Origin of the sequence: Hydrogenothermus marinus (assembly GCF_003688665.1) — a bacterium.
GTDB classification, from domain to species: domain Bacteria; phylum Aquificota; class Aquificia; order Aquificales; family Hydrogenothermaceae; genus Hydrogenothermus; species Hydrogenothermus marinus.
In genome coordinates this window covers 298,992-323,042 of the sequence record NZ_REFO01000011.1, presented here as the reverse complement: position 1 = coordinate 323,042, position 24,051 = coordinate 298,992, and the positions used below count along the sequence as shown (strand labels likewise).

Annotated in this window: 24 protein-coding genes; 20 read left to right on the top strand and 4 right to left on the bottom strand. The window is 27.0% G+C overall.

Translation table 11 applies throughout. The annotated features are described in order from the left end of the window. Nucleotides 1-25 precede the first annotated feature (25 nt). Nucleotides 26-193, top strand: a complete 168-nt coding sequence (locus CLV39_RS04675) for a Trm112 family protein (protein ID WP_121923076.1) — start codon at nucleotides 26-28, stop codon at nucleotides 191-193. Here CLV39_RS04675 and CLV39_RS04670 read toward each other — a convergent pair. From CLV39_RS04670 to CLV39_RS04660, 3 genes are read right to left on the bottom strand one after another with little or no spacing between them, the layout of a single operon-like run. Further along, nucleotides 190-867, bottom strand: a complete 678-nt coding sequence (locus CLV39_RS04670) for an SPOR domain-containing protein (protein ID WP_121923075.1) — start codon at nucleotides 865-867, stop codon at nucleotides 190-192. The genes CLV39_RS04675 and CLV39_RS04670 overlap by 4 nt on opposite strands. Further along, nucleotides 868-2,526: an arginine--tRNA ligase gene (gene argS / locus CLV39_RS04665; protein WP_121923074.1), complete on the bottom strand. Its 1,659-nt coding sequence runs from the start codon at nucleotides 2,524-2,526 to the stop codon at nucleotides 868-870. Next, on the bottom strand, nucleotides 2,523-2,855 hold the full coding sequence (locus CLV39_RS04660; RefSeq protein WP_121923073.1) for a hypothetical protein: 333 nt from the start codon (nucleotides 2,853-2,855) through the stop codon (nucleotides 2,523-2,525). Before CLV39_RS04660 ends, argS begins: the two co-directional genes overlap by 4 nt. A 38-nt stretch (nucleotides 2,856-2,893) precedes the next feature. Between CLV39_RS04660 and queC the strand changes: the two genes are divergently transcribed. The 14 genes from queC (at nucleotide 2,894) to smc (ending at nucleotide 20,271) form a co-directional block, all read left to right on the top strand. After that, a complete protein-coding gene (queC, locus tag CLV39_RS04655) occupies nucleotides 2,894-3,559 on the top strand; it encodes a 7-cyano-7-deazaguanine synthase QueC (RefSeq protein WP_121923072.1) in 666 nt (221 codons plus the stop codon). Between the two features lie 28 nt (nucleotides 3,560-3,587). Next, nucleotides 3,588-5,618, top strand: coding sequence for a type I DNA topoisomerase (gene topA, locus CLV39_RS04650; RefSeq protein ID WP_121923071.1), 2,031 nt, complete (start codon nucleotides 3,588-3,590; stop codon nucleotides 5,616-5,618). Between the two features lie 163 nt (nucleotides 5,619-5,781). Then, nucleotides 5,782-6,072, top strand: coding sequence for an Asp-tRNA(Asn)/Glu-tRNA(Gln) amidotransferase subunit GatC (gene gatC, locus CLV39_RS04640; protein ID WP_121923069.1), 291 nt, complete (start codon nucleotides 5,782-5,784; stop codon nucleotides 6,070-6,072). A gap of 20 nt (nucleotides 6,073-6,092) precedes the next feature. Continuing rightward, entirely contained in the window at nucleotides 6,093-7,097 is a 1,005-nt protein-coding gene (gene recA / locus CLV39_RS04635; protein WP_211325054.1) for a recombinase RecA, read from the top strand. Further along, the gene (locus CLV39_RS04630; RefSeq protein WP_121923068.1) at nucleotides 7,090-8,220 is read left to right on the top strand and encodes a type IV pilus twitching motility protein PilT; all 1,131 of its coding nucleotides are present in this window, start codon (nucleotides 7,090-7,092) and stop codon (nucleotides 8,218-8,220) included. Before recA ends, CLV39_RS04630 begins: the two co-directional genes overlap by 8 nt. Further along, nucleotides 8,217-8,630, top strand: a complete 414-nt coding sequence (locus CLV39_RS08855; RefSeq protein WP_121923133.1) for a regulatory protein RecX — start codon at nucleotides 8,217-8,219, stop codon at nucleotides 8,628-8,630. Before CLV39_RS04630 ends, CLV39_RS08855 begins: the two co-directional genes overlap by 4 nt. Beyond that, nucleotides 8,627-9,565 carry a bifunctional riboflavin kinase/FAD synthetase gene (locus CLV39_RS04620; protein WP_121923067.1) on the top strand — a complete coding sequence of 313 codons (939 nt, stop codon included), beginning with the start codon at nucleotides 8,627-8,629 and terminating at the stop codon, nucleotides 9,563-9,565. Before CLV39_RS08855 ends, CLV39_RS04620 begins: the two co-directional genes overlap by 4 nt. Beyond that, nucleotides 9,549-12,311, top strand: a complete 2,763-nt coding sequence (locus CLV39_RS04615) for a tetratricopeptide repeat protein (protein ID WP_121923066.1) — start codon at nucleotides 9,549-9,551, stop codon at nucleotides 12,309-12,311. Before CLV39_RS04620 ends, CLV39_RS04615 begins: the two co-directional genes overlap by 17 nt. A 15-nt stretch (nucleotides 12,312-12,326) precedes the next feature. Beyond that, nucleotides 12,327-12,953, top strand: a complete 627-nt coding sequence (locus CLV39_RS04610) for a MotA/TolQ/ExbB proton channel family protein (RefSeq protein ID WP_121923065.1) — start codon at nucleotides 12,327-12,329, stop codon at nucleotides 12,951-12,953. Further along, nucleotides 12,953-13,351 (top strand): ExbD/TolR family protein, encoded by a 399-nt coding sequence (locus tag CLV39_RS04605; protein WP_121923064.1) that lies wholly within the window; start codon nucleotides 12,953-12,955, stop codon nucleotides 13,349-13,351. The genes CLV39_RS04610 and CLV39_RS04605 overlap by 1 nt, the downstream gene beginning before the upstream one ends. Further along, entirely contained in the window at nucleotides 13,351-13,854 is a 504-nt protein-coding gene (gene rimM / locus CLV39_RS04600) for a ribosome maturation factor RimM (protein WP_121923063.1), read from the top strand. The genes CLV39_RS04605 and rimM overlap by 1 nt, the downstream gene beginning before the upstream one ends. 73 nt (nucleotides 13,855-13,927) lie before the next feature. After that, nucleotides 13,928-15,169, top strand: a complete 1,242-nt coding sequence (locus CLV39_RS04595; RefSeq protein WP_121923062.1) for an OmpP1/FadL family transporter — start codon at nucleotides 13,928-13,930, stop codon at nucleotides 15,167-15,169. A gap of 11 nt (nucleotides 15,170-15,180) precedes the next feature. Then, nucleotides 15,181-16,749 (top strand): fatty acid--CoA ligase, encoded by a 1,569-nt coding sequence (locus CLV39_RS04590; protein ID WP_121923061.1) that lies wholly within the window; start codon nucleotides 15,181-15,183, stop codon nucleotides 16,747-16,749. A gap of 27 nt (nucleotides 16,750-16,776) precedes the next feature. Next, nucleotides 16,777-20,271: a chromosome segregation protein SMC gene (gene smc, locus CLV39_RS04585; RefSeq protein WP_121923060.1), complete on the top strand. Its 3,495-nt coding sequence runs from the start codon at nucleotides 16,777-16,779 to the stop codon at nucleotides 20,269-20,271. Here the strand turns inward: smc and upp are convergent. Beyond that, on the bottom strand, nucleotides 20,268-20,891 hold the full coding sequence (upp, locus tag CLV39_RS04580) for a uracil phosphoribosyltransferase (protein WP_121923059.1): 624 nt from the start codon (nucleotides 20,889-20,891) through the stop codon (nucleotides 20,268-20,270). The two genes, smc and upp, sit on opposite strands and share 4 nt — an antisense overlap. 70 nt (nucleotides 20,892-20,961) lie before the next feature. Here upp and CLV39_RS04575 point away from each other — a divergent pair, with 70 nt between their 5' ends. Genes CLV39_RS04575 through CLV39_RS04555 form a run of 5 tightly spaced genes read left to right on the top strand, consistent with a single transcriptional unit; the run spans nucleotide 20,962 to nucleotide 24,028 of the window. Beyond that, nucleotides 20,962-21,711: an SDR family NAD(P)-dependent oxidoreductase gene (locus CLV39_RS04575; protein ID WP_121923058.1), complete on the top strand. Its 750-nt coding sequence runs from the start codon at nucleotides 20,962-20,964 to the stop codon at nucleotides 21,709-21,711. Between the two features lie 3 nt (nucleotides 21,712-21,714). After that, nucleotides 21,715-22,389: an LOG family protein gene (locus CLV39_RS04570; RefSeq protein WP_121923057.1), complete on the top strand. Its 675-nt coding sequence runs from the start codon at nucleotides 21,715-21,717 to the stop codon at nucleotides 22,387-22,389. After that, a complete protein-coding gene (locus CLV39_RS04565) occupies nucleotides 22,379-22,984 on the top strand; it encodes a serine/threonine protein kinase (protein ID WP_121923056.1) in 606 nt (201 codons plus the stop codon). The genes CLV39_RS04570 and CLV39_RS04565 overlap by 11 nt, the downstream gene beginning before the upstream one ends. Beyond that, entirely contained in the window at nucleotides 22,974-23,579 is a 606-nt protein-coding gene (locus CLV39_RS04560) for a flavin reductase family protein (protein WP_121923055.1), read from the top strand. Before CLV39_RS04565 ends, CLV39_RS04560 begins: the two co-directional genes overlap by 11 nt. After that, nucleotides 23,579-24,028 (top strand): Fur family transcriptional regulator, encoded by a 450-nt coding sequence (locus tag CLV39_RS04555; RefSeq protein WP_121923054.1) that lies wholly within the window; start codon nucleotides 23,579-23,581, stop codon nucleotides 24,026-24,028. Before CLV39_RS04560 ends, CLV39_RS04555 begins: the two co-directional genes overlap by 1 nt. Nucleotides 24,029-24,051: the final 23 nt, after the last annotated feature.

Genomic DNA, 24,051 nt, shown 5'->3' with positions numbered 1-24,051 from the left:
ACATTTACTTCAAAAAGGTAATAAAATGATAGATAAAAAATTATTGGAAATTTTAGCCTGTCCTAAATGTAAAAAAGAACTTGTTTATAATAAAGAAAAAAAGATTTTAATCTGCAATAACTGTAAAGTTTATTATGAGATAATAGATAATATTCCTATTCTTTTAATAGAAAAGGCAAAACCTTTAAGTTAGTTGATTTTTATTTTTCTTATAAAACCTTTTAATTTATATTTTTTCATATATTGAGCAGCATCTTTATATGTTTTAAATTTACCAATTACTACTCTATATATTTTTCCTTCTTCTATAATCATTCCCGGTTTCCCTATGGATTTTAAATATCTTTTTGCTCTTTCTTTGGAGCTAAATGCTCCAACTTGAACTGTATAAACAAGTTTTGGTTTTGTAGCAATTTTATTTTTAGCAATTTTTTGTTTAAAATTCGTAGATTTAGTTAATTTTTCTTGTTTTACATTTTGTTTTGCTTTATTTTGTTGAGGAGGAGTTTTATCAGCTACTTTATTTTTTGATATATTTTTTTCAACTTGTAAGTTATTAGTTTTTTCTTTAGCATTATCTGTTTTTTGTACTTCATTATCTATTTGTTTTGTTGTATTGTCTTGATTTAAATCATTCCTTGGGATTACTTTTTCTACAGTATTATTTTTTAGTTCATTATTATCTTCTATAACAACCTTTGGTTCAGAAACAGTATTATCAGAGCTAGTATAATATATATTTATTCCTATTACAGCAAAAATTAAAGCTACAAATATACCAATTAATAAAATTATTAATCTTTCTGTTTTTTCCTGTTTCTTTTTTTCTTCTTCTAACTTTTTTAATGTATCTTTTATATCTTCCATTTACATTTTCTCTAAAGGAGTAATTCCAATAAGCTTAAATAATGTTGCCAAGCTATTTCTTATAGCTCTTAAAAGATAAAGTCTAGCTTCCATTAATCTTTCGTCTTCTTTCTGTAAAAATTTATAGTTGTTGTAATAATAATGAAAATCAGAAGCAAGCTCGTAAGCAAGTATTGTTAATTTATGAGGCTGTCTATTTTCTGCGATCTTAATAATATCTTCTGGAAGAGTTGCTATTTTTTTCATTATACTTTTTTCTATTTTCTCTTTTAATAAAGATATATTGATTTCATCAATATTTTTATAATCAATATTAAATTTCTCTTTAGCTTCTCTAAATACTGAAGAAATTCTTGCATAAGCATACTGAACATAATAAACAGGGTTTTCAGAAGATTTTTTTCTTGCAAGGTCTATATCAAAATTAAGATGGGTATTACTATCTTTTGTTAAAAAGAAATAAATAACTGCATCTGCTCCAACTTCTTCAATTAGATCTCTTAATGTTATGAATTTTCCAGCTCTTTTAGACATTTTAATTTCTTTTCCATCTTTAAATAATTTTACAAGTTGTATAAATAAAACCTGTAGCCAGTCTTCCTTTGCACCAAGAGCAAGCATTGCTGCTTTTAATCTTGGGAAATATCCATGATGATCTGCACCCCATATATTTATAGCATAATCATAACCTCTTTTTAATTTGTTGAAATGATATGCTATATCTCCTGCAAAATATGTATAACTACCATCTTTTTTCTTTAAAACTCTATCTTTATCATCTCCATAAATACTTGTTTTTAGCCATAAAGCACCATCTTTTTCATAAACAAGCTCTTTTTCTTTTAAAATTTCTATAAGTTCTTGCACTTTTCCTTCTGTATAAAGCTGTTTTTCACTAAACCATATATCAAACTCAACATTTAAAAGTTTTAGATCTTCTTGTATCTTTTTTAAAAGCAGTTCTTTAGAATATTCAGCCATAAAATCTATAGCTTCAGATTCTGATAGTTTTAATATCTTTTCTCTAAAATGCTGGTAAATCTCATTTGCAATATCTTTTATGTATTCGCCTTTATATCCTTCTTCAGGAAATGGATAATCTGGTTCTTCAATCTGTCTATATCTTGCGTAAACAGAAAGTCCAAGCATTTTTATCTGGTTTCCTGCATCATTTATATAAAACTCTTTCTCTACTTGATAGCCTGCATATGAAAGAATATTAGCTAAAGTATTTCCTACAACTGCACCTCTTCCATGCCCAAGATGTAAAGGTCCTGTTGGATTTGCACTTACAAATTCAACATTTATTTTTCCTTTATCTTTTTGTTTTATTTCACCATAATGACTACCTTCTACTATAGCTTTTTTTAAAATATCTTTGAAAAATTTTCCAGATAAAAATAGATTTACAAATCCTGCTCCTGCAACTTCAACCTTTTCAAAAATATCTTCTTTTTCTAATATCTGTTTTATCTGATTTGCAATATCTATCGGTTTTTTCTTTAAAGGTTTAGCAAGTAAAAAAGCAGCATTAATTGAAAAATCTCCATATTTTTCTTCTTTTGGAATTTCAACTTTTATTTTTTCTTTTATATTCTCTATCTCAGGAATTTTTCTTGATACTGCTTTTAAAATCTCATTTTTTATTTTCTGCTTCATACTACTCCTTTTGCTCTTTTTTTAGTTCTACAAAATATAATACTTAAAAAGATAGCATAAAGTAAAATAGAGATTCTTTGTAATTCATTTATATTTCCTACTAGTAAAGGCATAAAAATTATTAAAGATATTATAAAAAATACAGTTTTTCTAAATTTTATATTTTCCTTTGCTAAAAAGATAAAAGGAATAAAAGTATAAAAACCTGTAATTATGATTTGAGTATAATCTCCAAACTTATTAAATTTCATATAAATATAAGATGTTAAAATGGAAAGTATTAAACCTATAATTAAACCTAAGGCAATTGCTTTTAATTTAGATAGCATTATAATTTAAATATTATCATTTTTTGTAAGGTTTTTTAATGGAAAAGATAATAGTACTTTTGTCTGGTGGAATGGATAGTGCCACTCTCTTGTGGCTTGCAAAAAAACAGTTTAAAGAAGTTTATGCTATATCTTTTGATTATGGGCAAAAACATAAAGTAGAACTTGATTTTGCAAAACAGCTTGCTAAAATTGCAGGGGTAAAAGAGCATTTTATAGCTGAAATTCCTCATTTGAGGAATATAAAAGGAAATGCTTTAACAGATAAAAATATAGAAGTACCTACAGAAAAATATCCTGAAGAAGCTCCAATTACTACAGTTCCAATGAGAAATTTAACCTTTTTATCAATAGCAGCTGCATTTTGTGATGTTTATGAGATAGAAAATATAGGAATAGGTATTCATTCTATAGATAGCCCTTATCCAGATTGTAGAGCAGAATTTGCGTCTTCTGCAGAGGCTGCAATAAATGCCTCTTCTGTTATGGTTGAAAAAAAGAAAAATAGAATTAAAGTTTATACTCCATTTCTTGGGAAAAGTAAGATAGATATACTAAAATTAGGTTTAGAGCTTGGTGTACCTTATGATAAAACTTATTCTTGTTATAAAGGAACAATTCCACCTTGTGGGCAATGTGCTACTTGTCAGCAAAGAAAAGAGGCTTTTAAATCAGTAGGCTTAGAAGACCCTTCTTTTACTTAAAAATTTAAAAAATTTAAGAGGTGAAAATTTGGCAGAGAAATTAGTTATTGTAGAATCTCCTAAAAAAGCAAAAGAGATTCAGAAATTCTTAGGGAAAGATTTTATAGTAAAAGCAACTGTAGGTCATTTTAAAGATTTACCTGAGAAAGAGATGGGAATAGATTTTAAAACCTTTAAACCTAAATTTATTATCAAATCATCAAGACATAAAAAAATTCTATCAGAAATAAAAAAACTTGCAAAAGACAAGGAAGTTTACATAGCTACAGACCCAGATAGAGAAGGATATGCAATTGGATACTTTATGTACGAAGAATTAAAAAATAAAGCAAAAGATATTAAAAGAGCAGAATTTCATGAAATAACAGAAAAACATATAAAAGATGTAATAAAAAAGGCTCCTCAGTTTGAGAAAACAAACTTTGGGTTGTTTAATGCATTTCTTGGAAGAAGAGTTGGAGATAGAGTTGTTGGATATACCCTTTCCCCTTATGCATCTAAGGAAATAGGTGGAAGATTTTCAGTTGGTAGAGTTCAATCTCCAGCAGTAAGATTAATTGTAGAAAGAGAAAAAGAGATAAAAGAGTTTAAGCCTACTCCTTATTATGTTTTATATGTAGTATTAGAAAAAGATAATATAAAATTTAATGCAAATTATCAGAAGGCAAAAATAGAAGATAAAGAAGAAGCAGAAAAAATATTTAATGATATAAAAGATGAAAAATATGCTAAAGCTATAAAAATAGAAAAAAAACAAGTAAAACAAAAGCCAAAAGCTCCTTTTATTACTTCAACATTACAACAAGCAGCAAACTCAAAGCTTAGATTTTCTCCTGAAAAAACAATGATACTTGCTCAAGACTTATTTGAAAGTGGGCTTATTACATATCATAGAACAGATAGTGTTAGAATTTCTAAAGAAGCAATATCAGGTATTAGACAGCTTATAGAAAAAGAGTTTGGTAAAGATTATTTACCATCAAGAGCAAGAAGTTATAAATCTAAAAATACTCAAGCAGATGCCCATGAAGCTATAAGAATTACTAACTTTGTTAATTTAGATCAACAAAAAAAATTAGTAGAAAAAAAAGGGCTTTCAGAAGATCATTTTAAACTTTTAAAACTTATTTATGAAAGAACAGTAGCATCTCAAATGGCAGATGCTGTATATGATAGAACAACAATTACATTTGATATAAAAGGATATGAATTTAGAACTACAGGCTCAATTCTTAGATTTGCAGGATATAAAAAGGTTTATCAAGAAGAGGAGACAGAAAATATTCAAACTTTACCTGAAATAAAAAAAGATGAAAAAGTTAAAAAATTAGACCAAAAATTAGAGGAAAAATGGACGAAACCACCTCCAAGATATAGTGAAGCATCCTTAGTAAAGAAATTAGAAGAACTTGGAATAGGAAGACCTTCTACTTATGCATCTATTATAAAAACAATAAAAGATAGAGGATATGTTGTAAAAGAAGGAAATGCTCTTATTCCTACAGAAAATGCTTTTCATCTTATAGATTATTTAGATAAGCATTATAAATGGGTTATAGATTATGATTTTACAAAAAATATGGAACAGTTTCTTGATTATGTAGAACAAAATAAAAAAAACTGGAAAGATTTTGTAAAGGAATTATATGAAAAATCTACAAAAAGAGATATAAAACCAATATCTAAAAAAATGCTTAATTATGCTTTAGATCTTGCAAAAAAACATGGTAAAGATATATCAGATATTTTAGATAATCCTGAAGCTTTAAGTAAGTTTATAGAAGAACATAAAGAGACAAAACCAACAGAAAAACAGATAGCATATGCTAAATCATTAGCAGAAAAAACAGGATTAGAACTACCTACGGATGTTTTAGAAGATAAAGAAAAAATAAAAAAATGGATAAATAAAGCCAAAAAAGAAGCAATGAAAACATATAAACTATCAGAAAAACAAAAAGCAGTACTTGTTAAAAATGGTAAAGAAGATTTAATAGATAAGCCAGAAAAAGCTTTAAAATGGCTTAATAGTTTCTTTAAGAAAAGAAGAAAAAAATAGTATAAAATTAAAAAGGCGGGTTCCTTTTTGAGGAGAACCCGCAGGAAATGGAGGGGGAGGGAGGGGGATGCTTTTAAAGCCCATTTCAAACTTTAAAGCTTGATAGTAATATATATGTAAGGTTAAATTTTTAAAATGATTTTCATCATAAGGAGAGGTAAACATGTTAAATAAAGAACAAGTTTTAAAAGTAGCAACCTTATCAAAACTTAAACTTTCAGAAGAGGAAATAGAGCTTTTTTCAAAGCAACTTCCAGAGATTGTTAAATTTATAGAAAAACTTGAAAATTTAAATACAGAAGATATATTACCATTCTATGAACTGATTGATCAAAAAGCACCTTTAAGAAAGGATGAAGTTAAACCAGGCCTTTCTCAAGAGGAAGCCTTGGCAAATGCGCCAGAAAAAGAGAATGGATTTTTTGTTGTTCCAAAAGTTATAAAAACTGAATAAAAATAGGAGGCATTATATATATGGAATTAACTGAAAAAGAGTTGAATGAGAAAAAGAAAGCTCTTGAAGCAGCCTTAGCCCAAATAGAAAAAAAATTTGGCAAAGGCTCTGTAATGACTTTTTCCTCAGATGCTGTAAAAACTGTTGAAGCTATACCTTCTGGTTCTTTATCCTTAGATATAGCTACAGGAATTGGAGGTATACCAAGAGGAAGAGTTACAGAAATTTATGGACCTGAAAGCTCTGGTAAAACAACTTTAACTTTACATCTAATTGCTGAAGCTCAAAAAGAAGGTGGAAAAGCAGTTTTTATAGATGCAGAGCATGCATTTGATCCTAAATATGCAAAAGCAATAGGTGTAAATCTTGATGATTTAATCATCTCTCAACCAGACTATGGAGAGCAAGCTTTAGAAATAGCAGAAACATTAATAAGAAGTGGAGTAATAGATGTTGTTGTAATAGATTCTGTAGCTGCTCTTGTGCCGAAATCAGAACTTGAAGGAGATATTGAAGATAGCAATATAGGTCTTCATGCAAGATTAATGTCTAAAGCTATGAGAATTTTAAAAGGAGCAGTGAATAAAAGTAATACCGCATTAGTACTTATAAATCAGGTAAGAGAAAAAGTTGGAGTTATGTTTGGAAACCCTGAAACTACTACAGGTGGAAGGGCTATAAAATTCTTTGCAGATATGAGAATGGAAGTTAGAAAATCAGATATAAAAGATAGTGGCGAAAAGGTAGGAAGTAGAGTTAGAGTAAAAATAGTAAAAAATAAACTTGCACCTCCTTTTAAAGAAGCAGAATTTGATGTTATTTATGGAGAAGGTATATCTAAGGAAGGAGAGATTATAGACTTAGGAGAAAAATATGGAATCATAAAGAAAAGTGGTGCTTGGTACTCTTATGGAGATACTAAATTAGGTCAAGGTAAAGAAAAAGTAAGAGAAAGATTGAAAGCAGATAAAGAACTTTTTGAAGAATTAAGAAATAAAATTTTAGAGGCTATAAATAATGGCTGATTTAGATGAAATTCTTAAAGAAGCAGTAAATTTAAAAGCATCTGATATACATCTAAAGGTGGGCCTTCCACCTTATTTTAGAATAAACAAAAAATTAATGCCTCAAGAAAAATTTGGAAGATTAACATCTGATGATATTAAATCATTTATTCTAAAAACAGTTCCATCTGAAACTAAAAAAAATGAACTATTAAAAAAAGGAGAAATTGATATATCGTACTCTATACCAGGTGTAAGTAGATTTAGAGTAAATATATATAAACAAAGAGGTACTTTTGCTTTTGCATTTAGAATATTAAAAACAAATATTCCTAAAATAGAAGAGCTTAGACTTCCTACAAAGCTAAAAGATATTGCTTTAGAAAATAGAGGCCTTGTTCTTGTAACAGGACCAACAGGTTCAGGAAAATCAACTACATTAGCATCTATGATAGATTATAGAAATGAGACAAGAGAAGATGTAATTATCACAATAGAAGATCCTATAGAGTATGTTTTCAAAGATAAAAAATGTTATATAGTACAAAGAGAGATAGGACTTGATACTCAAAGTTTTTCATCAGCTTTAAGAGCTGCTTTAAGGGAAGATCCAGATGTAATACTTGTTGGAGAAATGAGAGATTTGGAAACAATAGAAACTGCAATAAGAGCATCAGAAACAGGGCATTTAGTTTATTCTACTTTACATACCCAGAATGCAAAAGAAACTATCAATAGAATAATTGATATGTTCCCAATTGAAGCTCAACAGCAAATTAGAATTTTACTTGCATCTACTTTAAGAGCAGTAATATCTCAAAGGTTAATACCAAGAAAAGATGGAAATGGCGTTGTACCTGCTGTAGAACTTTTAATTAATGAAGGTGGCGTTTACGATGCAATTTTAGATCCAGATAAGTTTGAAATGATTGATGAACTTATGGAAAAAGGAAAATCTCAATATGGAATGCAAACCTTTAATCAGTCTTTATTAGAGCTTTATAATAAAGGTTTAATTTCTAAAGAAGATGCATTAGCTGCATCAGATAGTCCTTCTGATCTTGAACTAAAAATGAAAGGAATATCTACAGAAACAGATTTTAGTCAAGATATTGGAGGATTTTATGGAGGTTTTAGTCAATAAGTAAGGATATAAAATCTTATGCTTTCAAACTACTTTCTAAAAAGGATTATTTTTCAAAAGAGTTAGAAAATAAATTAAGGCAAAAAGGGTATTCAGAAAAAGAAATTTCAGAAATTATTGATTATTTAGAAAAAGAAGATTATATAAACGATAAAAAACTTTTAAAAAGATATAAACAGCTTGCTATAGAAAAAGGTGAAAGTCCTTTAAAATTAAAATCAAAACTTTATAGAAAAGGAGTAAATGTAGAATTTACATATGAAGAGGAATATAAATCTGCAATTAATCGTATAAAAAAATATACAGGAAGTAAAGATTATAAATCTATTGTAAAATATCTAATAAATAGAGGTTTTAGTTATTCTATTTCTACTGAAATTGCAAAAAAATATCTACGTGGAGAAATATGAAAGTACTATCTATTAATAATCTATCTATTAATGAAGATTTAGCTTGTAGCGTAGGAAATTTTGATGGATTTCATAAAGGTCATTTAAAGATATTAAATACTTTAAAAGATATTGCTAAAGAAAAAAATCTAAAAACGGCAGTTATCACATTTGATCCACATCCAAGACAAGTTTTACAAAAAAAAAGTTTATGTAAAATACTTAATTTTGAAACAAAAAAAGAGTTTTTAACAAAAATCGGAATAGATTATCTTATAGTAATACCATTCAATAAAAAAATAGCCAATCTAACAAAGGAAGATTTTTTAAAACTTTTAAAAGAAAATTTAAAATGTAATATTGTTGTTGTTGGTAAAGATTGGAGATTTGGTAAAAATAGAGAAGGAGATATAAATTTTGCAAAAGAGTTTGGCAAGAAACTACAATTAGAAGTTATAGCTATGGAAGAAGAAAAAATAAAAGATAAAAAAATAAGCTCTTCTTTAATAAGAGAGCTTTTAAGAGAAGGAAAAATAAAGCAAGTAAATAAAGTACTTGGTAGAAATTACTGTTTAAAAGGCAAAGTAGTAGAAGGAAAAAAATTAGGAAGAAAGATAGGCTTTCCAACTATAAACCTTAAAGTAGGAGAAAATCTCTGTTTAAAAGAAGGAGTATATGTAGGATTTATTGAAATAAAAGATAAAATTTATAATGCAATAATGAATTTTGGTAAAAGGCCTACAGTTGATGGAAAGGAAACAGTTCTTGAAGTTCATATTTTAAATGAAAATTTTAATGAGAATTTAAAATCTGGATATTTGAAGACTTATTTTATAGACTATTTAAGAGAAGAAAAAAAATTCAATTCTTTACAAGAACTAAAAAGGCAGATAGAAAAAGATGTTGAGAAAGCTAAAAATATACTAAAAGAGGTAAAAAATGAAGTTCTTGTATAAAGTGGTTTTAGTGCTTTTAACCCTTAATATAGCCTTTGCAGATTTAAAACTACCAGAAGTAGTTTTTCCTCTTGAAATAATAGCAGAGAAGCAGGAGAAAAAAGAAAAACTACAACCACCTAAGTACTTGCCTATAGATGAAAATATAAATTTAGATCTTTTTATTAATATACCTTTAGCATATCCTGTAAATCTAAAACCAGTATTAGGAGAGTTAGAAAAGCCAAAGACATTCTTCGGATTTCCTAAGGATAAAGCTTTAGTATCAGATATTATTGATAATTTTGAAACAGGAAGATTTTTAATTGCTTATTCTCAAATTGAAGAATTTTTAAAAAAGTACAAAAAAAGTAAATATTTACCAGTTGTATATTATTTAGCTGGATTAGTAAATTTTCAGCTTGAAAATATAGAAGAATCAGCAAGATATTTTGAAAAAGCATGTAATTTTGATTTTTATTTAAAGGATAAAAGCTGTATATCAGCTTCAGCAATTTATTTAGAGCTTGGCAATTTAGAAAAAGCAGAGAAATTATTAAATAAAGCAAAAAATTTATCAGAAAAAGAGTTTTTATCTGAGGTTATAAAGGCTCTTAAATATAATGAAGATATATATATATCAGAAGAAGAATGTCAAAAATTAGATATTGGTTTTGTAGATTATTGTAAATATGTAAGCTTGTATTCTTTATACAAACAAAATCCGGAAAAATTTATTGAAGAAAGTAAAAAATTAGAAAAATCACCATATATAAAATATATAAAGCTTTTAGAAGGATTTTCTTATTTAGAATTAGATAATATAGGTTCAGCTGAAGCAACATTTGAAAATTTCTTAGATACTTATGGAAAAGCAGATAATCTTTCAGTTTATGCTATATATGGTTATTTAGTATCTAAAATAAAAGAAGGTAATAGTTCATATGTTTTAGACCAAATAGGAAGTATGGAAATAAGAGATAAAAATCTTGCACAAAGATTATATATTTTGCTTGGAATTGATGCTTTTAAAGAAAACAAATTCTTAGATAGTCTTGCTTTTTTCCAAAGAGCTTTAAGTATTTCTTCTGAAAATAAAGAAATGTTAAAAAAATTAATAGCTATTTCTGCATATAACCTTGGATATTATCAGTATGCTTATAATATTTTTAAAACAATAAATGAGCCTAAATATTATCTTTATACAGCATATACTTTATTCAATCTGCAAAATTATACAGAAGCTAAATACTACCTTATGAAAGCATATAAAAAAGCGGAAGATAAAAATATTAAATATTTAGCATTGAAATATCTTGCAGATATTTACTATTTTAGTAAAGAAGATAAAAAATTTATAAAAGTTTTAGAAAAACTTAAAAATTATGACCCAGATTATGTATCAAATCTCTTAGGCTGGTATTTCTTTAGAAAAAAAGAATACAAAAAAGCTTATAAAGCATTTAAAGATCCATATATGAAAGCTGTATCAGCCTTTAACTTTGGAAATATTAAAAAAGCAATGGAAATTGTAAAAAATAATACAGATAGAAAATCTAAATTTTTAATGGCATATATATACTTAAAAGAATTAAAACTAGATAAAGCAAGAAAGATATTAAAAGAACTTTCAAAAGGAAATGATGAAATAGCTAAGCAAGCAGGATATTTATATGCCTACTCATTCTTTTCAAATGGAGAGTATGAAAAATCTGCAGAAGAATTTAAAAAATATTATGAAAAATATAAAGATACATACCTTGGGAAAAGAGCATTACTAAGAATGGCAGATAGTCTTTATAATATAGGGAAGATTGAAGAAGCAAAAAAAATATATTCTGATTTTATAAAAAGATATGCAGGAACTAAAGAAGCTATAGATGCAGCTTATCTTTTAACTATTCTTGAAACAAAAGAAAATTCTGCAGATATTGAAAAACAACTTTTAGATTTTATTAATAAGTATCCAGATTATCCAGAAGTAAATTTACTTAAACTACAACTTGCAGATGTATATTTTAGAAAAAATAAAGTAAAAAAAGCTATTTCAATATTAGAAGAACTAGTATCTAAGAATATTCCAGAAAGTGAGCAAGCATTATACAAACTTGGTTATTATTATTACAGTTTAAAAGATTATGAAAAGGCAAAAGATATATTTATAAAATATATCTTGAAATATCCTCAAGGTAGATTTTCAATTCCTATAAAACAGCTTTTAGCAGATATTTATGAAAAAAACGAGGAATATGAAAAAGCAATAAAATTATATAAACAACTACCCCAAACAGATGAAACAAAATACAAACTTGCCCTTTTATATTTTAAAGCTAAGGATTATTTTAATGCAAAGAAATTATTTGAAGATTTATACAATAGATATCCAAAATATAAAAATGAGATTGCCTATTACTTAGGTAAAATAGCTTTAAAAAATGAAAATTTTGAACTTGCAAAAAATTATTTTAAAGAAGCTATTAAAGGTTCAGATTATATGAAAGTTGCTGAAAGCTATTATCTACTTGGAAATATTTACGAAAAATTAAATGATTTAGATAAAGCATTAAATAGTTATATTAATATTATTTATCTTTATTCGCAGGCAAAAGATTTAGTTGTAAAAGCTCGTATAAGGTCAGCTTTAATTTTAGATAAACAAGGTAAAAGAATAGAAGCTGCTTGTATGCTAAAACCTATCAAGAATATGGAAAATTTAGGTAAAAATGTGATAAAACTTATTAATAATTTACCTGAATGTATAAAATAAGGAGGAGAAAATTTTATGGAATATATAATTAATATTTTCCAAAAAGGTGGAATATTTATGTATCCTCTACTATTCTTAGGTATTCTTTCAATAGCATTTATAATTGAAAGATTTTACTCTTTAAGACTAAAAAAAATAATACCAATTGATATTATTAAAGATATTTTAGATTTTATACAGGAAAGAAAGATAGAAGAAGCAAGAACAGTAGCAAAAACATATAAATCTGTAGCAACGAATATTATTTTTGAGATATTAAATGCTTATTTAAAAGGAAGAAAAAATCCTGAAGATTTAAAAATTATTGCTGAAGAAGTAGCAAAAATAGAAATACCAAAAATAGAAGGATATGTTAATGCAATAGGTGCTATAGCAGCAATTGCACCACTTCTTGGGTTTCTTGGAACAGTTACAGGAATGATACAAGTTTTTGAAGCTTTATCTGTTTCAGGACTTGAAAATCCACAAGTTTTATCTTCTGGAATATCCCAAGCACTTCTTACTACAGCTTTTGGTTTAACAATAGCTATTCCATCTTTGGCAGCATACTGGTATTTTAGATCAAAAGTAAATTTTCTTATTACCCAGCTTGAGAATATAGCTCTTGAAACAATATATGAGCTTAGCTATGAGGAAAAATAATGGATTTTAAAAAGTATAAAAATTCAGATAATCAGTTGGTAGCATTAGACCTAACTGCATTAGTTGATATTGCATTTATAATAATACTTTTTTTAGGTATTGTAAGTAGTCTTGCACCTTTGTCATCAATTAATGTAGAGCTTCCTCAAGCTTCAACATCAGAAACTGTTGCAAAACCTGTAAAAATAGTTATAGATAAAGATGGTAATTATTATATAGAAGGAAAAAAAGTAGATGAAAAGCAGATAGCAGATTATTTAAAATCTCAAAAGAAAAAAACATTAATCATAATAGCAGATAGAAGAGTAATTTATGATAAAGTTGTAAGAATAATGGATATTGCAAAACAAAATGGAATAGAAGAAATAAATATAGCAACAAGACAAGTAGCACAATGATGAAAATGGAAGAATTAGTAATAGGTGGAAAGATACACGGAACCCATGGAGTTAAAGGTAATTTAAAAATAGAGTTTTTTAATCCAAGATTAAGACTACCAGAAACTATTTATATAAAAGATGAAAAAGGAAATTTTATTCCTCTTGAAATAGAGTATATAGATAGAAGAAAAAATCTTATAAAGTTCAAAGGATATGATGATTTAGATAAAGCAAAAAAAATAAAACAAAAATATTTTTATATTCCAAAAAGTATTGTTCCAAAGCCAAGTAAAAACGAGTATTATGAGTTTCAGCTTTTAGATAGTGATGTGATTTTTAATGGGAAAAATATAGGAAAAATAATAAAAATAGATGATAGATTATCCACTGCTTATTTAATAATTAAATGTAGCGATGATAAAGTAAGATATTTACCATTTATAAGTCAGTTTGTAAAGGATGTAGATATAAAAAACAAGAAAGTAGAAATTAGTCCACCAGAAGGTTGGTTCAGTTTATAAATCATAAGATACTATCCTAATTTTCATATAAGTTATAATAGATACTATTTCATTTGGATAATGGGAGGATAGTATGAAAAAATATATAACTGCTATACTTTTATCTGGATTAACTTTAAGCTCTTTTGGATCTGGTTATAAAATACCAGAACAATCAGAAAGATCCTTAGCTACAGCAGCAGCTTATTTTTCTTCTGCAAATTTTGCTGATGTTTCTTATTATAACCCTGCAAATATGAGTTGGTTAAAAGATAAGAAATTTTTAGAAATAGGTACAAGATATATTCATCTTAATAAAATAAATTTTAATGGACAAGCTTATGATCCTGTTTCAAAAACTTTTGTAATTTCTAATGCAAAATCTAAATCTGAGGATTTTTTAGTTCCATATTTTCATTTTGTTTCTTCTCCATTTATAGAAAATGCAAGACTTGGATTATCTTTTGTGACACCAGCAGGACTTTCTAAAAGATGGACTGCTAAAGGGCAAAAAGCAACTGCAGAAGAGTTTACATTAAAAGTATATGAGTTTGATAGTTCTGTTTCTTATAAAATTACAGATAAATTCTCAATAGCAGGAACAGCAAGACTTATTTATGCAACTGGAAAAGTAAAATACCAGGCTCCTCCAGTATATCAAGTAAATATGGATGGAAATTCTTCTATAAAAACAGGATGGGCAGTTTCTGCTTCTTTAAAACCTACTGAAAACTGGAATATATCTACAATTTATCGCTCAAAAGTGGATTTAGATATAAATGGCTCTATAAAAGGATATTTAAATGTACCAACATTAGGAATATCAAGAAATCCTATATCTCCAAGTGGTGGAGATGTAAAAATACCTCTCCCTGCAGAATGGAAATTAGGAACTTCCTATAAAATAAAAAATACAACTTTAGAGTTTACTTTTGAAAGAACTTTTTGGTCAAAATACAAAACCCTAGATTTTAATTTTGCAGATCCGTATGCAGAAGCAATTTTAGGTCAACCTAAAGCTAAAAACTGGAAAGACTCAAATGCATACAGATTTGGAATAACTCATGAATTCAATAAAAAATTAACTGTTCTTGGTGGAATTGCTTATGATAAAACTCCTATTCCCGAGAAAACTCTTGGGTTTGAACTTCCTGATTCAGATAGCTGGATATTCTCTGTAGGTAGTATATATTCTCCTAATAAAAGAGTAGAAATAGGATTGGCTTATCTTTATGTAACTAAGAAAGATAGGAATGTTAATAATGATAATATAAAAGGTAAATTCTCAGATTTGTCTGCTCATTTGTTTAATGTTGAAGTTGGTTATAAGTTTTAAAAGAGGTAAAAATGAAAGAAAAATATCCATATAAAAATTTTTATGAACTTTTAGAAAAAAATGCAAAAAAACTAAGTAAAAAACCAATAATTTTTGAAGATAAACTGAAGATAACAAATAAACAATTAAAAGAGTATGTAGATTCTTTTGCAAATTATCTTGAAATTGCAGGTGTAGAAAAAGGCGATAATATTGCTATCTTAATGAATAACTCAAAAGAGTTTTTAGTTGCATTTTTAGCAATAGGAAAACTTGGAGCTGTACCAGTACCTATAAATACATTCTTAAAAAGACATGAAATAGAGTATATACTTGATAATAGTGATTCTAAAATATTAATAACGCAAGATAAATTTAAAAAACAGTTAGAAGGAATATTAGAAAGTTGTCCTAAGCTTCAAAAGATTATATGGTCTGGGAATATTGATAAATTCGATTCTCATAATCTATCCTTTGAGGAAGGTTTATATTTAAAAGGTTTTGAAAATATTAAACCTCAAGCAGATTTAGAAGATACAGCAGTAATAATATATACTTCCGGTACAACAGGAAAACCAAAAGGTGTAATGCTTTCTTATAAAAATATATTTTCAAATTTAGTAAATATAGCAAAATTAGTACCTTTATCTCATAAAGATAGATTTATTGTATATCTTCCTATGTTTCATACTTTTACACTTACAGCAACTGTTTTACTTCCATTATATTTAGGAGCTCCAATAGTAATAATTAAATCTATATTTCCTTTTTCAAATATACTAAAACAAGTACTTTTAAAAAGAGTTACTATTTTTATGGGAGTACCAGAAGTATATAATGCTTTATCAAAAGCAAAACTTCCTTGGTATTTTATGTGGTTTAATAAATTAAGAGCTTTTGTTTCAGGTGGGGCCGCTTTACCTGAAGCAACATTAAAAAGAATGAAAGAAAAATTTCCTAAGGTACCTTTACTTGAAGGATATGGTTTATCAGAAGCAGCACCAGTAGTTGCTTTTAATAGACTTGAAAAACAAAAACCTTTATCAGTTGGACCACCATTACCTGATTATCAAATTAAAATTGTAGATGAAGAACTTATGGAACTTCCTCAAGGAGAGATAGGAGAAATAATAGTTAAAGGTGATAATGTAATGAAAGGATATTATAAAAATCCTGAAGCTACAGAGCAGACAGTTGTAAATGGATGGCTTTTAACAGGAGATTTAGGCTATATAGATGAAGAAGGTTATCTATACATAGTTGATAGAAAAAAAGATTTAATAATATCTAAAGGTATAAATATATATCCAAGAGAAATAGAAGAAGAGCTTGCAAAACATCCTGCTATTGAGCTTGTTGCAGTTGTTGGGAAAAAAGATGAAAATCATGGAGAAATTCCAGTTGCTTTTGTACAGCTTAAAGAAGGAGAAACAACTACAGAACAAGAGTTAAGAAATTTCTTAAAAGATAAATTAGCAAATTATAAAATACCAAAACATTTTTATTTTGTAAATGAACTTCCTAAGAATGCTACAGGAAAAGTTTTAAAAAGAGTATTAAGAGAACAGATTAATAAAAATAATAATTTGCCGAAAAAATAAAGTAGTTAAATTAGTAGGAAGTTAGCTATGTCTAAAGCATATATAGATAGAATTAATGTTTATGGTTTTAAATCTTATGGCCTTAGAAAATTATCAATACCTGTTGGTGATGGATTTGTTGGAATAGTTGGTCCAAATGGTTCAGGAAAAAGTAATATTGGAGATTCTATAGTATTTGCTTTAGGCCTTGCTACTGCCAAATCAATGAGAGCATTAAAACTTTCTGATCTTATATTTTCTTCTAAGGGTAAATCAGCACCTTATGCAGAAGTTGAGATAATTTTCAAAAATGAAGGAGCTTTTCCATTAAATGATGAAGAAGTATCAATTTATAGAAAAGTAGAGCATAATGGAAAATCTACATACAAAATAAATGGAAGAGTTGCAAAGCAGTATGAGGTAGAAGAACTTTTAACAGCGGCAGGAATACCAAAGCAAGGATATAACATAGTAACCCAAGGAGATATATTTAGATTTATAAAAATGACCCCTGCAGAAAGAAGAGATTTAATAAGTGAGATAGCAGGAATAACAGAGTATGAAGAAAGAAAGGAAAAAGCTTTAAAAGATTTAGAAGAAGCTAATGAAAAACTATCTACTGCAAAAATGGTATTAAAGGAAGTTAAAACCAATTTAGAAAAACTTGAAAAAGAAAGAGAAAATGCCTTAAAAGCAAAAGATATAGAAGAAAAAATTGAAAATTTAAAAGAACAGATAAAAGGTGTAAGATTATACCTTCTTGAAAAAGAAAAAAATGAAGTATTACAAACCCTTAAAGATATAGAAGAAAAAATAAATAATTTATATGCTCAAAAAGAAAACTCTATTGAAAAACAAAAAGAAATTATAAAAGATATAAAGCAGCTTGAAGATACTTTAAATGAAATTCAAGAATCTCTTTTACCTATAAAAGAAAAAGAAGGGAGTATTACAGCCCAGATAAGACTTTATAATGACAAGATAAATGATTTAAATAAAGAAATAGAAAATCTTAAAGAAACATTAATTCAAATTACAAAAGAAAAAGAAGAAAAGATAAAAGAAGTTTTAAATGTTGAAAAACAGATAGAGCAGTTAAATAAAAAATTACCAGATTTAGAACTTGAATTAGAAGAAGCAGAAAATGAGCTTAAAGAAAAAAATGAGAAATTAAAGCAGATAGAGGTTGGAGGTTCTAAAGCAAAATTAGATTTAGGACAGATTGAAAAAGAAGAAAAGCAGTTAAAAGACAAACTTAACCATTTAGAAAAAGAAGAGATAAAGTTAAAAAATGATTTAGAAAGAATTTATGAAAAAATAGAAAATTACAAAAAAGAGATAGAAGAGTTAAACTCGGAGCTTGAAAGATTAAGAAATACAAAAGAAAATATATCATCTTATGCAAAAACCCAAGAAAGAAAATTAAAGTCTCTTGAAGGGGAAATAAATAGATTAAAAATAAGAAAAGATGCTTTATCTAAAAAACTCATAAATATAAGAAACAAAAGAGAAGAAAACTTTAAAAAACTTACAGAAGTTCTCGTAAAACTTCAACATACAAAAGAAGATAAAACCTATGAAGCAATAAAAGATATAAATGGAGTTTATGGAAAAGTAGCAGATCTTATTTCTGTAAAAGATGAAAAACTTATAACTGCAATAGAGTCAGCAGGAGGAGGAAGACTTAATAATATAGTTGTTGAAAATGATCAGGTAGCTAAAGAATGTATAGAAATTTTAAGAAAAAATAAACTTGGTAAAGCAACATTTATACCTTTAAACACAGTAAGAACATTTCCAATACATAAACCACCACTGAGAAAAGGAGTTATAGGACTTGCAATAGATTTTGTAGATTATGATCCAAAAATAGAAAAAGCTATAAAGTATGTTTTTTCAGATACTGTAATTGTTGAAACATTTGATGATGCAAGGACCGTAGGAATTGGAACATTTAGAATGGTAAGTTTAGATGGAGATATTTTTGAAAAAACAGGAACAATATCAGGAGGATCATCTACTTCAGGATTTTCAATAGGAAAAGGTGCTTTAGAAAATGAAAAAGAAAGATTAGAAAAAGAAGATGATAGATTAAAACTTGAAGAAGAAGTAATTGAAAAAGAGTTAAAGAAAATAGAAGAAGAACTTAAAAGCAAAGAAAATGAGATTTTCAAAATAAAGGCAGAAAGTGAAAGTATAATCCAAAGAAAACAAGATATAGAAACTGAATATCAAAATAAATCAAATAGAATAAAATTTTTAGAAGAACAGATAATAAATCTGAAAAAATCTCAGTTTGAAATAGAAAGCCAGCTTGATAATTTAAGTAAAGATATAGAAAAAACAAAAAATCTTTTAACATCTGTAGAAGAAAAGAAAAAAGAGATATTAAGCAAAATGGAAAATCAAGGACTTCACACATTAAGGAAAGAATGGGAAGAAATAACAAATAAAGTTTATAAATTAAGAGAAGAAAAAAATAAACTTTTAAATCAGCTTGAAATATTAGAAGACAAACTTGAGAATAATCTTAAAGTAAGAATTTTTCAAATAGAAAATGAAAAACAAGAAACTGAAAACAAAATAAAGGAAAAAGAAGATTTAGTAAAACAGTTAAAAGAAAAAATAGAAGAAGAAAGTAAACAGCTAACCAAATTATGGCAAGGATTAAAAGATAAAGAAAAAGAAAGAGATGAGCTACTTCAAAAAATAGACCATCTAAAAGAACAGTTAAAAGTTTTAAGATATGAAGAAGATGAAGCAAATAAACAGATAACATTTTTACTTGAAGATAAAGGAAAATTAGAACAAAAGATTGAGGATATTGATTTAGAATTACAAGAGCTTTTATTACAGTATTCAGGAGAACCAATAGAAGGAAACCTAAAAGAACTGGAAAAACAATTATCAGAACTTGAAAAAATAAGAAAAGATATTGGTGCAGTAAATCAGAAAGCTTTAGAAGATTATAAAGAAGTACATCAAAGATATTTAGAACTTAAAGAAAAAGTAGAAACTTTACTAAGTGAGAAGAAAAGTATAGAAGAGCTTATAGAAAGTCTTGAAGAAAAGAAATTACAAGCGTTTATGGAAGTTTATGAAGCAGTAAATAAAAATCTGAATAAGATGTTTAAAAGATTGTCCCCTGGTGGAAGAGCATATCTTGAGATAGAAAATGAAGATGATCCTCTATCTGGTGGAATTTTCTTAAAAGCTAAACCAAGAGGAAAAGATGTAAAAAGACTTGAGATAATGTCTGGAGGAGAAAAAACATTAACAGCTTTAGCATTCTTATTTGCAGTTCAATCATATAGACCAGCACCATTTTATTATTTTGATGAAGTAGATGCCCATTTAGATGATGCAAACGCAAGAAAGATAGCAGAGCTTATGAAAGAGTTATCTCAAAATGCGCAATTTATAGTAGTTACATTAAGAGATACAATGGCAAGCTATGCTGATAGATTATTAGGAGTTTCAGCAAGAGAAGGAATATCTAATGTTTATACCTTAGACATGGCTCAAATAACAGGAAATGATTAAGTATTGAAAGCCCTATCCCCTGCATCACCTATTCCGGGAATAATATACCCATTATTGTTTAATTTTTTATCTATTTGAGCTATATATACATTAACATCAGGATGTTTCTCAGATATTAATTTAAGACCTTCAGGTGCCCCTATAATATTTAAAGATATTATCTTTTTTGGATTTTCTTTTTTTAAGATATTTAATGCAGAGTCTAAAGAGCCACCTGTTGCAACCATAGGATCAGTGATAATTACAGTTTTTCCTTTTAAATCAGGTAATCTAATATAATAAACATGACTTTCTAAAGTTTTTTCATCCCTTTTTATTGCTAAAAATCCAGCAGGAGCATTTTGAAATATCTCTAAAATTCCATCAAGCATAGGAAGTCCTGCCCTTAAAATTGTAGTAATAACAAAATTTTCTTCATCTAAAAAAGGAAAATTTCCTTTTCCTATCCATGTTTCTATCTCTTTATTTATTAACTTTTCTTCTTTTAAAGCCTCAAAAAGAAGTAATTGAGCAATTTCTCTTACATATTTTCTAAAATTATATCCTTTTAAATTTTTATCTCTTAAATTAGAAACTAAATGTTTTATCAATGGACTTTTTGATTCAAATATATTATTCATAAAAACTCCTGCCTAAAAACTAAACTTTAGTGTATTATTATTACAGATATTTTATTTTACTAAAAAAATCATGGAAAAAATTTGTTTAATTACAGGTGTTTCAAGAGGTTTAGGAAAAGCTTTAGCCAATAAATTTAAAAAAGAAGGATTTATCATTATAGGTGTTTCAAGGTCAAAAGTGGATTTTGATATAGATTTTCATATACAAGCAGATATTACAAAAAAAGAGGATATTGAAAGGATTATTAAAGAGTTTGAAAAAAATTTTGACAAATTAGATGTACTAATAAACAATGCAGGAATAGGACTTTATGAAAGCTGGAAAAAAACAAACGAAGAAGATTTAAGAAAACTATTTGAGTTAAACTTTTTTGCACCTGTATTACTAACACAAAGATTTTTAAAATATTTAAAGAAAACAAAAGGAACTATTATAAATGTCTCATCTGTAGCAGGTAAAATGCATATTCCTTATATGGGAGCTTATTGTAGTTCAAAATTTGCATTAAATGCTTTTTCATATAGCTTAAGAGCAGAACTTCAGCCTTATGATATAAATGTTTTAAATTTAATAGTTGGAAGAATCAAAACAGACTTTTCTTCAAATGCTTTAGGTTCAATAAAAATAACACCAAATACACCAGTATTAGGCTCATCTCCAGAAAAATTTGCAGAAGCAACTTATAAAGCGTATAAAAAAAGAAAAAGAGAGATAGTTTACCCTTACTGGTATAAATTTCTTATATACTTTTCTAATCTTTTCCCTTCAATTTACGATAAGTTAGCATTAAAAAAATGGCAAACTGTTATAGAGGAGTAGTAAATGTTTGAAAAGTACCAAATAAATGAACTAAAAAAAGAAGAAGCTTGGAGACTTTTTAGAATTCTTGGAGATTTTATAGATGGTTTTGATGTAATGCCTCAATATATTCCAGCTATTACAATTTTTGGTTCTGCAAGAGTAAAAGAAGGAGATAAGTATTATGAAGCAGCAAGACAGCTTGCTTATAAATTTGCAAAAGAGGGATTTAGTGTTGTAACAGGTGGTGGACCTGGAATTATGGAAGCAGGCAATAGAGGAGCTTTTGAAGCAGGAGGAAATTCTATAGGATTAAATATTGCCTTACCTCACGAGCAAATTCCTAATAAATATGCAAAGGTTCAATTAAACTTTAACTATTTCTTTGCAAGAAAAGTAATGCTTGTAAAGTACTCTATAGGATATATATTGTTCCCCGGTGGATATGGTACCTTAGATGAACTTACAGAAGTTCTTGTATTAATGCAAACTAAAAAATTAAAAACTTATCCAGTAATACTTTTTGGAACTGAATATTGGAATGGTTTAGTAGATTGGATTAAAGAGCAAGTTTTGAAAAATAATTATATTGATAAAGAAGACTTTAATCTATTTAAAGTAAGTGATGATTTAGATGAGATAGTAAACGATATTAAAGCATTCTATTCACAACATCACGAAGAAATTTATGAATTTTAAGGATATAAAAGATAAAATAAGAAATTTACAGCTTATAGGAAAAGGTTGGAGAGGAACTGTCTATAAAGGAGTTTTTGACGGTAAAACATTAGCTTTCAAAATACCAAATAAAGAAGAGCATAAAAAAGCTATCCAAAAAGAAGGTGAAATTCTTTCTATAGTAAATAAGCATAAGATAGGTGGAAAACTACATATAAAAGGTGAAGATTTTATAGCTTATTCATTTATAGAAGGAAAGCCTCTTAAAGATGTTTTAAATAAAGAAAACTATAAAAACTTAATTTTACAACTTTTTCAACAAGCAAGAACCTTAGATAAACTAAAAATTAACAAAGATGAATTTCAAAGGCCATTAAAAAATGCTTTAGTTGATGATAAAGGTAAAGTCCATCTTATAGATTTTGAAAGGGCAAAATTTTCAGAAAAAGTAAGTAATATTACTCAACTTTTACAGTTTATAAATAGTCTTGAATATTTTAACATTGAAAAAGAAAAATTAATAAAACTTGGTAAAGAGTATAAAAACTTTCCAACAGATAAAAATTATGAAAAAATATTAAAAACTATCTTTAAGGAGAATAATAATGGATTTTGATACAAATGAGCTTTCTCCAAAACAGATATATAAATTAATGACAAGCATAATAGTACCAAGGCCTATAGCTTGGATATCAACTATAAGTAAAGATGGAATTTATAATCTTGCACCATTTAGTTATTTTGCAGGAGTTTCATCAGATCCACCTCTTTTAATGGTTTCAGTAGGAAGTAAAGAAAAAGGAATAAAGAAAGATACTTGGCAAAATATACATGAAACAGACCAGTTTGTAGTAAATATGGTAACAAAAGAACTTTTAGATAAAATGAATATATCATCTGTAGCTTTTGATAGAGAAATAAATGAGTTTGAAAAAGCAGGGCTTACACCAAAAAAGGCAGATATAGTGAAAGCACCATTGGTAGCAGAATCTCCAGTAAATATAGAATGTGAGAAATTTCAGATACTTGAAATTGGAAATATGGGTATAATATTTGGAAAAGTTTTAAAAATTCATGTAAAAAATGAAATTTTAAATGAAAAAGGATATGTTGATACAACAAAACTTGAGATAGTTGGAAGACTTGGAGGAGCTAACTATTGTATTATTTCAAAGGAAAATACCTTTGAAGTAAGGAGACCTGATTTGTAATGAATAAATCTTTTGCTAAAAAAGAGTTTAAAAAATTTATTAAAGAAAAAGGTTTAAAATTTACATCTCAAAGAGAAAAAGTACTTGATGAGATTCTTAATACTAAAGGTCATTTTGAAATAGAAGATATTGTTCAAAAAATAAAAAATAAAAATGTAAATGTATCAAGAGCTACAGTATATAGAACTTTAAATATTCTAAAAGAGATAGGAATAGTTACAGAAGTAATAAAATTTAATAATAAAACAATATATGAAATATCCTTAAAAGAACATCATGATCATCTTATCTGTACAAATTGTGGAAAAATAATAGAATTTCAGGAAAAAGAGATAGAGGAACTTCAAGATAAAATATGTGAAATTTATGGATTTAAACCTACTTTCCATAGATTAGAAATATTTGGACTTTGTAAAGATTGTGCTTCAAAAGAAGATATAATACAATAATTTAACTTTTTTTAATAAGGAAA